This is a genomic window from Longimicrobium sp. (assembly GCF_036280135.1).
Lineage (GTDB): Bacteria > Gemmatimonadota > Gemmatimonadetes > Longimicrobiales > Longimicrobiaceae > Longimicrobium.
Window position 1 is genome coordinate 1 of the sequence record NZ_DASURI010000651.1, and the last position, 8,320, is coordinate 8,320.

At 71.2% G+C, this 8,320-nt stretch carries 11 protein-coding genes; all 11 read left to right on the forward strand.

The genetic code is table 11. The annotated features are described in order from the left end of the window. Positions 1-1,212, forward strand: a 1,212-nt coding sequence (gene thrS, locus VFZ20_RS21190; RefSeq protein WP_329685941.1) for a threonine--tRNA ligase, incomplete at its 5' end; no start/stop codon positions are given. 332 nt (positions 1,213-1,544) lie between these two features. Then, positions 1,545-2,423, forward strand: coding sequence for a GNAT family N-acetyltransferase (locus VFZ20_RS21195; protein ID WP_329685942.1), 879 nt, complete (start codon positions 1,545-1,547; stop codon positions 2,421-2,423). A 263-nt stretch (positions 2,424-2,686) separates the two neighbouring features. Continuing rightward, positions 2,687-2,893 carry a hypothetical protein gene (locus VFZ20_RS21200; RefSeq protein WP_329685943.1) on the forward strand — a complete coding sequence of 69 codons (207 nt, stop codon included), beginning with the start codon at positions 2,687-2,689 and terminating at the stop codon, positions 2,891-2,893. Positions 2,894-2,999: 106 nt separating this feature from the next. Further along, positions 3,000-3,194 carry a hypothetical protein gene (locus VFZ20_RS21205; protein WP_329685944.1) on the forward strand — a complete coding sequence of 65 codons (195 nt, stop codon included), beginning with the start codon at positions 3,000-3,002 and terminating at the stop codon, positions 3,192-3,194. 46 nt (positions 3,195-3,240) lie between these two features. Next, positions 3,241-3,435: a hypothetical protein gene (locus VFZ20_RS21210; protein ID WP_329685945.1), complete on the forward strand. Its 195-nt coding sequence runs from the start codon at positions 3,241-3,243 to the stop codon at positions 3,433-3,435. A 26-nt stretch (positions 3,436-3,461) separates the two neighbouring features. Further along, on the forward strand, positions 3,462-4,541 hold the full coding sequence (locus tag VFZ20_RS21215; protein WP_329685946.1) for a BF3164 family lipoprotein: 1,080 nt from the start codon (positions 3,462-3,464) through the stop codon (positions 4,539-4,541). Position 4,542: 1 nt separating this feature from the next. Then, entirely contained in the window at positions 4,543-5,190 is a 648-nt protein-coding gene (locus tag VFZ20_RS21220; RefSeq protein WP_329685947.1) for a DsbA family protein, read from the forward strand. A 750-nt stretch (positions 5,191-5,940) separates the two neighbouring features. Further along, positions 5,941-6,447: a hypothetical protein gene (locus tag VFZ20_RS21225; RefSeq protein WP_329685948.1), complete on the forward strand. Its 507-nt coding sequence runs from the start codon at positions 5,941-5,943 to the stop codon at positions 6,445-6,447. Positions 6,448-6,572: 125 nt separating this feature from the next. Then, positions 6,573-7,094: a 2-C-methyl-D-erythritol 2,4-cyclodiphosphate synthase gene (gene ispF / locus VFZ20_RS21230; RefSeq protein ID WP_329685949.1), complete on the forward strand. Its 522-nt coding sequence runs from the start codon at positions 6,573-6,575 to the stop codon at positions 7,092-7,094. 59 nt (positions 7,095-7,153) lie between these two features. Then, complete coding sequence (locus VFZ20_RS21235; protein ID WP_329685950.1) at positions 7,154-7,795, forward strand: DedA family protein; 642 nt, start codon at positions 7,154-7,156, stop codon at positions 7,793-7,795. Positions 7,796-8,212: 417 nt separating this feature from the next. After that, positions 8,213-8,320: site-specific integrase (locus VFZ20_RS32805; RefSeq protein ID WP_349264115.1), on the forward strand; the 108-nt coding region annotated here is incomplete at its 3' end.

Below are 8,320 nucleotides of genomic sequence, written 5' to 3' on the forward strand. Positions count from 1 at the left end.
CACCGCGTGCTGGGGCAGGCGCTGGACCTGTTCTCGGTGGATCCGCGCATCGGCGCCGGGCTCATCCTGTGGCACCCGCGCGGCACGGTCATCCGCAACGAGGTGGAGCGGTTCGAGCGCGAGCTCATCCAGCGCCACGGCTACGAGATGGTCATCACGCCGCACCTCGTGGGCGAGGCGCTGTTCGAGGAATCCGGCCACCTGGACAGCTTCGCGGAGGGGCTGTGGGGTCCCGTGGAGATGGACGGACGGCGGTACCGCCCCAAGCCCATGAACTGTCCGGGGCACATCGCCATCTACCAGAACCGCGTGCGCTCGTACCGCGAGCTGCCGCTGCGCTGGGCGGAGTTTGGCGCGGTGTACCGGGCGGAGCGCAACGGCGTGCTGCACGGCATGCTGCGCGTGCGGGGCTTCACGCAGGACGATGCCCACGTCTTCTGCATGCCCGAGCAGCTGCCGGACGAGCTGGGCCGGCTGCTGGACCTGGTGCACGAGGCGCTGGCCGCGTTCGGCTACGCGTACTCGGTGGAGCTGGCCACGCGCCCCGAAAAGGCCATCGGCGACCCGGCGGACTGGGAGGCCGCGCAGAACCTGCTGGCGGACGTGCTGCGGTCGCGCGGGATGGCGTTTGACGTGGACGAGGGCGGTGGCGCGTTCTACGGCCCCAAGCTGGACTTCAAGCTGGTGGACGCGCTGGGCCGCAAGTGGCAGGGGCCCACGGTGCAGCTGGACTTCAACCTCCCCGAGCGGTTCCGGATGGAGTACACGGGCCCCGACAACCGCCCGCACCGGCCCGTGATGCTGCACCGCACGCTGCTGGGGTCGATGGAGCGCTTCGTGGGCGGGCTGATCGAGCACTACGGCGGCGCCTTTCCCGTGTGGCTGGCGCCCGTGCAGGCGGCGGTGATCCCCGTGCGCGAGGAGCACGAGCCCGCCGCCCGTGCCCTGGCGGACGCGCTGCGCGCCGCCGGCCTGCGCCCGGAGCTCGCACGCGCGGAGGGCACGCTGGGCGCCCGCGTGCGCCACGCCGAGACGATGAAGGTGCCGTACATCGCCGTCCTCGGCGGCCGCGAGGCGGAATCCGGCACGGTGAGCGTCCGCCGCCGCGGCTCCGGCGGTCACGCCGCGTCCGAGGCGCAGGCCGACTTCGTCGCGCGGCTCAGGGCCGAGGCGGAGTCGCGGGCGGCGTGGGACGCCGGGCATCACGCCTGAGGATCTGGCTTCGAGCCGACACGGGGAGAGGTCAGGCGGAGAAGCGGGCCTCGCGCCGGCAGCGGCCCGCCCCTCCCCCCGGCCCCCTCCCCGCTCGTTCCTCGCGGAGAGGGGGAGAACAGCACGCGCGGCGTGGGCCGTTCGCCAGACCCGCCCGCGCGCAGTACCTTGCCGCGCGCGCCACGGCTCGTGGAAGTGTACACCCTCTCCCGCGCAGTTTGCGGGAGAGGGTGCGAGCCCAAGCGAGCGGGTGAGGGCCCCAGCCGAGCGGGTGAGGGCCCCAGCCGACGCCCCTCGCACAATCCGTCTCTAACCTTCGTCCCCACATCACCTTGTCGCACCTCGACCACACGGACCCGCTCGCCGGTCTCACCGCGCGCCCCGTCGCGGAGCTCACGGCGGCGGAGTGCGCGGCGGCCATGGAGCGCTGCTTCGAAGGCTACATCGTCCCCGTGCGCGTCACGGCGGAGTCGTGGGAGCGGCGCTTTCGGGGCGAGCACCTGGACGGCTACGCCAGCCGCGTCTACTACGCCGGCGACCGGCCCGCGGCCGTGCTGTTCATCACGCGGCGCGGATGGACCAGCCGCGTGGGGGGGATGGCCGTCGCCAGGGAGCTGCGCGGCGCCGGCGTGGGCCGCCGCGTGATGCAGAGCGCCATCGACGACGCGCGCGCCCGCGGCGACCACGCGCTGCTGCTGGAGGTGATCGAGCAGAATACGCCCGCCGTCAAGCTGTACGACGCGCTCGGCTTCCAGGTCGTGCGGCGCCTCGTCGGCTGGCGGTGGACGCCGCCGGCGGACGCGGCGCCCTCCGCCGACGCGCTGCGGGAAGTCGACCCCGCCGAGGTCGCGCGCATCGCCGTCATCGAGGGCGAGGCGGAGCTGCCGTGGATGCTCGCACCCGAGACGCTGTTTGCCGCCACGCCGCCGGCGCGGGCGTTCGCGCTGGAGGACCACGCGTACGCCGTGCTCTCCAACCCGGACGCGGAGACGGTGAGCGTGCCGGCGCTCGTCGTGCCGCGCGCGCACCGGCGGCAGGGGTGGGGCACGCGGATGCTGCGCGCGCTGGCGGCCGCGTTCCCCGGGCGCGCGTTCCAAGTGGTCGCCATCGTGCCGGAGGAGCTGGCGCCGGAGTTCTTTGTCCACGCCGGCTGCGAACGCGCGTCCATCACCCAGTTCGACATGCGGCTCGAACTCATCAGCCGCACCTAATCAGCCACGTATGGAACGATTCCGAAGGTCATGACTCCGTTGTGAACGGGATCGAAGCGCCCTAAAATTCCTCCATAAACACAGATAGAATCACGGAAATTCGGAACCTGATGGCCGCTTTGTGGCGAAATTCCATCCCGTCCCGGATTTTCCCATTTCCCGCCCAAAAAAACCCTTGACTGGACGGCCGGTGCGCGAGTATGCTCGTAGCGCGTCTTTCCTGACGCATTCCGGTATTCTCTCACTCACCCCTGGAGGATCCCATGACCAAGCGCCTGATCGTCAACACCCTCGCCCTGGCCGTCGTGTTCGGTGGCAGCCTGTCGCTGTCGGCCCAGCGCAGCGCCACCACCATCGGCAGCGTCGAGCCCGCCAAGGGCGGCACCTGCTGCGACGCCTCGGCCAAGACCTGCTACCTGAACCTGGGCGACGGCATCGTGGTGACGCAGACCAACAGCTACGCCTGCTGATCCACGCCGCAACGAGCAGCCCGGGTGGCCGCGCGGCCACCCGGGCTGCTCGCCGGGCGAAGGCATTCGCCCCGCCCTCCATTCATCCCCGGTCACGGGAGGCAGAATGCGCACGCGCTGGATCATCAACCTGGCCGCGACGGCGGTGATGCTCACGGGCGGATACTCGCTGTCCGCGCAAAGGACGCAGCTCCCCGCCGAGCCCGCCAGGGACTGCTGCGATGCCGTGGCCAAGGTCTGCTACCGGAGCCTGGGCGACGGGATCGTGATCCAGGAGCCCAACAGCTACTGGTGCGGCTGACCCGAGAGGAATGGTTCCGCCGCTCACCTTTCGAGGGAGACCCCCCGTGCGCGGACGCCTGGTCCTGAACCTGGCCGCGCTTGCCGTGGTCTTTGGCGGCGGCGACTTGCTTTCCGCGCAGCGGTCCGTGCAGCCGAGCCCGAACCCGGGCCTGGGCGCGTGCTGCGGCGCCGTGGGGTACGTCTGCCACACCAACCTGGATGGGATCGTGATCGTCCATCCGGACTCCCGCCCCTGCTGAAGCAACGCCTTACCCGCAGCACCGAGATGTACGCAACGAACCCGATCGTCCGCCGCGTTCGCGCGGGGGTAGCCGCGTGCGCGGCGGGCGCCGCCCTGGCCGCCTGCGGCATGGGGCCATCCGTGGAGACCGTGGCCCTGGAGGGCACCGTGCTCACCGACAGCGTGAGCCTGGCCCTGCCCACGGGGCTGGTGGTGTGGCAGAACAGCCTGGTGGTGCAGGACCCGCGGGCCGCCAGCGCCGTGCGCATCTTCGACACGGCGGGGCGCCTGCGGGGCTCCACGGGCCGCAAGGGCTTTGGGCCGGGCGAGTTCGCCAGCCCCTCGGCCGTGCTGTCCCGCCCCGGCCACCCGGGCGAGTTCTGGGTGTTCGACGCCCGCCTGTCGCGGCTCACGCCGTTTCGCGTGCCGGACCTGCTGGCGGGGGGCACCCGGCACGCCGGCGAGCGGGTGCAGCTGGCCTCGCAGCTGGTGGTCGAGGCGCCCCTGTGGCTGGACGACAGCACGCTGGTGGCCCAGAACGCCATGCTGCGCGCGGGAGAAAAGCGGTTCAGCTTTCTGCGGCCCGACGGCGCCGTGCGCGCCTCCGCCGGCGAGGAGCCGGCGAGCGAGGAAAAGCTCACGCGCTTTCTCAAGCAGCAGGTGTACGGCGGACCCATGGCCGCGCGCCCCGGGCATGCGCAGTTCCTGGTGGCCAGCCGCTACGCCGGCCGCCTGGAGCTGTACGGCACCGACGGCGCGCTCGTCCGCCGCTTTGCGGTGCCCCAGGCGTTCGAGCCCGACGTGGAGCCCTCGCCCGACGGCGTGAACTTCTTTTCCAACGAGGGGCAGCGGGTGGGCTATCCGGACCTGGCGGTCACGGACCGGCTGGTGTTCGCCCTGTTCTCCGGGCAAAAGGACAAGGACAACCCCGAGTCCATGTTTGCCCGCGAGGTGCACGTGTTTGACTGGGACGGCCGGCTGCGGCACGTCCTGACCCTGGACAACGCGGTCCTGCAGATCGCGCTGTCGGACGACGGCCGCACCCTGTACGCCGTGCGGCACGACCCCTATCCGCAGGTGCTGGCGTATCCGCTGCCCGCGTTCGCCCTTTCCGCAGAGACGTGAGATGAAGCAGACTCTTTCCAACCTGCTCACGGGCGTGCTGGTGGTGTGCGCCCTGGTGGTGACGGGGCTGATGGTTCGCCGCGAGTTCGCGGGCCCCACGGGGCCGGAGACCTCCAACGTGACCGGATGGGAGAAGATCGCCCGCGAGGGGCGGTCGCTGGGCTCGCCCGGCGCGCCGGTGACCATCGTGGAGTACTCGGACTTCCAGTGCCCGTTCTGCGCGCAGGCGCACCAGTCGCTCAAGCAGGTGCGCGCCAAGTACGGCGACCGGGTCAACGTGGTGTTCCGGCACTATCCGCTGGAGTCGCACGCCCACGCGTTCGAGGCCGCCGTGGCGTCGGAGTGCGCGGCGGAGCAGGGCAAGTTCGATCCCTACCACGACCGCCTGTTCACCCTGCAGGACAGCATCGGGGTGCGCGGATGGGAGCAGTTTGCCCGGGACGCCGGCGTGGGCGACATCCCGGCGTTCAACCAGTGCCTGGAAAGCACGGCCGTGCGCGGTCGCGTGGAGCGCGACCGCAAGCTGGGCGCGGGGCTGGGCACGCGCGGGACGCCCACCTTCATCGTCAACGGCACGATGTTCAAGGGCGCCCAGACGCCCGCGCAGTGGGACACCTGGATCGAGCGCGCCCTCGCCCGCGCGGAGTAGCGCCGGCCGCGGGAAAGCGACGGCGAGCCGCGGAAGACGTCCTTCCGCGGCTCGTTTGCGTTCCGGATGATGCAAATCAACCGAACGGCGGTCGTGTCGATGCGGATCTGGGTCGGTGGCCGCGGCCCCGGACACGGCGAATGAATTCGCGGCACCGAAAACGTGATGTCGGCCTTCGCCGACGGCTCCTGCCGCACGCCGCCGTTGTGCACACCGGCCGCGTTCGAGCCATCGAAGACCGCCCCGGTGCACGTGACGGCGCCCGCGCCCGGGCAGTCCGCGCAGGCGGACTTCGCGAACTTCCAGCGGCGAATTCATTCGCTCCGGCTGGGAGACGACCTGTCCGGATCAGATCCGCAATCGGCATCATTCGCTCCGGCGCGGGGCTCGGTTACGCACTCGCCCCCGCCCCTGCCCGCCATCCCACGACCGCCATCCGGAATCGCCGCATGGTCCAGGCCACTCCTATTGACTCAATCTCCGCCCCGCGCGTTCCCCACCTGCGACGCCCCCGCCGCACCACGTGCGATGAGACATTTCGCGCAAGCATCATGTCCCATCCGCAATCATGACAATGGATTCGGTGATTCGAAGCAGCCGATCCCGGGCGGGGTGCGGCCGTTGCCCAAGGGGGACGGCACGTGCCGCCGATCGGATGCGGCGCGTCCGCCGGCCCTCCGCCGGCGGTGCGGTGCCCCGCGTGGCGTGTCGCCGGCGGGCTTTCATCCCGGACACAAGAGGAATTCCACAATGAGCAACCAGTCCCGGCATCAGAGCGTGTTCAGCGGAACGTCGGCCCACGGCAACCTGCAGGAGGCGCTGGACGCGGCCATCCAGCAGGCGGGGCACGGCGTTCCGTGGCGGCTTGCCAGCATCGAGGGCGTGCAGGGCATCGTGAACTCCGTGACGGTGCAGATCTTTGCCGTCGCGCAGTCGCCCAGAAAGGACGACGGCACGGGGGGCGAGGAACCCGGCGGCGGCTTCGAGGTGCCCACGTCGCGCACGGGGCTCGTGGAGGACATCCGCGACCAGGTGAGCATCTGCCAGGACGGCGCGCAGTGGGAGCTGGTCTCGCAGACGCCGGACGGCGAGCAGCGCCTGCGCCTGGCCACAGGCAACCCCGAGGTGGAGCGCGTGCTGGACGCCGCCGCGGGCACCCGGCAGGAGGTGCGCGTCTCGGGCTACATCCGCCGCGTGGAGTGCGAGCGGATGGACGTCTACGACGCCACGCCGGCCGGCGAGCCCGCGTCGCTCTGATCCGTCCGGCCCCGCGCGCGGCGACGGTTGCCGCGCGCGGGGCCGCGCCCGTATCGTTCCCGCCGCCGCCGGCCACCACGGGCCGGCGGCGGCGCGTTACAGCACCCTGGATCAACCGAGAGACGATGCGGATCGGCCACGGCTACGACTCCCACCGCTTTGCCGAGGGGCGCAAGCTCATCCTGGGCGGCGTGGACATCCCCCACGACCGCGGCCTGGACGGCCACAGCGACGCCGACGCCGTGGCCCACGCCGTTACCGACGCGCTGCTGGGCGCCGCCGGCCTAGGCGACATCGGCCGCCACTTTCCCCCCAGCGACGCGCAGTGGAAGGACGCCGACTCGCTGCAGCTGCTGGCCCGCGTGGTCCGGCTGCTGGAGGGGCGCAACTACCAGGTGGTGAACGTGGACGTCACGGTCGTCTGCGAGTCGCCGCGCATCGGCCCGCACGCCGAGGCCATGCAGCAGCGGCTGGCGTCGGTGCTGGGCATTGCGCCGGACCACATCAGCATCAAGGGCAAGAGCAACGAGGGGCTGGGGTGGATTGGGCGTGGCGAGGGAATTGCCGCCTTTGCCGTGGCGTTGATCGACAGCCTGGAAGACATCGACGCCCTGCACGCGCGGCACCGGCGGGACCCCAGCCTGTAGCGGCGACCACACTGGATGCGCCCCGCGGCGGGGCGGGGAAGAGGCGGCGGATGGGCGGGATGATCGACCAGCTGATCGCGTGGATGGAGAGCCTGCCCGGGGCGCTCGTCTACGTGGTGATCGGCGTGATGGCGGGGCTGGAGAACATCGTGCCGCCTGTGCCGGCGGACGTGATCGCGCTCACGGGCGGCTTCATGGCCGGCCGCGGCGTGACGGACCCCATCCTCACCTTTGTCGTGGTCTGGGGCTGCAACGTGGCCACGGCCCTGCTCACGTACTGGGTGGGCCGCCGCTACGGGACGCGCTTCTTCCAGGGCCGGCTGGGGCGGATGATCCTGCAGCCCGGGCAGATGTCCCGGCTGGGCGCGCTGTACGAAAAGCACGGCGGCAAGGTGATCTTCTTCAGCCGCTACCTGCCCGGCTTTCGCGCCGTGGTGCCCATCTTCGCGGGGACGAGCGGAATGTCGCTGCCCCGCACGGCGCTGCCCATCGCGCTGGCCAGCGGCCTGTGGTACGGGCTGATCGTGTACCTGGGCGCCACGGCCGGCCGCAACTGGGAGCAGATCCGCGCGCAGGTGGAGGCGTCGGGCCGGTGGCTGGCCCTCGCGGCCGTCATCCTCTTCGCCGTGGTGGCGGTGTGGTGGTGGAAGACGCGCGGCAAGGAGGAGATGACGGAGCAGATCGACGACCTGGCGGACTGACAGCGGTTTTCGAGCGGTATCGAGTCGTTTCTCACCCGTGCTGTCATTCTGAGGAAGGCGCCGTCTGGATTCATCCGCGTGCGGGATGGCACCGCCCGAAGAATCGGGTCGCCGAAGTGCGGGATCTCGCCCGTGCGCTGAGTTGCTCTCGGGCCAAGCGCGCACGGGCGGGATCGTTCCGGGTCGCGATGCCGCACACCGGATGCATTTCTCCCCCTCCCCCGCGACAGCGGGGGCAGGGGGCGGGGGGAGGGGGCCTCTCGCCCGGTGCAGGGTATCCGCCTCACGCTCTCGATCCGTCCACAGTTTCCGGCAGGAACGCCGCCTGTCTCGCACGAAAATCAGCAGAACCCGATCCCGATCCCATTTGTCGTGCCCACTCCCGCCGAAAAGCCCGCGCCGCCGCTTGCCTACGCGGTGGAGCCGTTCCTGGACCACCTGCGCTTCGAGCGCGGCCTGAGCGACAAGACGCTCGAGGCGTACGCGCACGACGTCACCCGGTTCGCGCAGTTCGCGCAAAGCCAG

What these genes read in the sequence shown, in the direction of transcription:
- VFZ20_RS21225 (WP_329685948.1), top strand. Translation starts at nt 5,941, where the DNA reads ATGAGCAACCAGTCCCGGCATCAGAGCGTGTTCAGCGGAACGTCGGCC.
- VFZ20_RS21220 (WP_329685947.1), top strand. Translation starts at nt 4,543, where the DNA reads ATGAAGCAGACTCTTTCCAACCTGCTCACGGGCGTGCTGGTGGTGTGC.
- VFZ20_RS21215 (WP_329685946.1), top strand. Translation starts at nt 3,462, where the DNA reads ATGTACGCAACGAACCCGATCGTCCGCCGCGTTCGCGCGGGGGTAGCC.
- VFZ20_RS21235 (WP_329685950.1), top strand. Translation starts at nt 7,154, where the DNA reads ATGATCGACCAGCTGATCGCGTGGATGGAGAGCCTGCCCGGGGCGCTC.
- VFZ20_RS21200 (WP_329685943.1), top strand. Translation starts at nt 2,687, where the DNA reads ATGACCAAGCGCCTGATCGTCAACACCCTCGCCCTGGCCGTCGTGTTC.
- ispF (WP_329685949.1), top strand. Translation starts at nt 6,573, where the DNA reads ATGCGGATCGGCCACGGCTACGACTCCCACCGCTTTGCCGAGGGGCGC.
- VFZ20_RS21205 (WP_329685944.1), top strand. Translation starts at nt 3,000, where the DNA reads ATGCGCACGCGCTGGATCATCAACCTGGCCGCGACGGCGGTGATGCTC.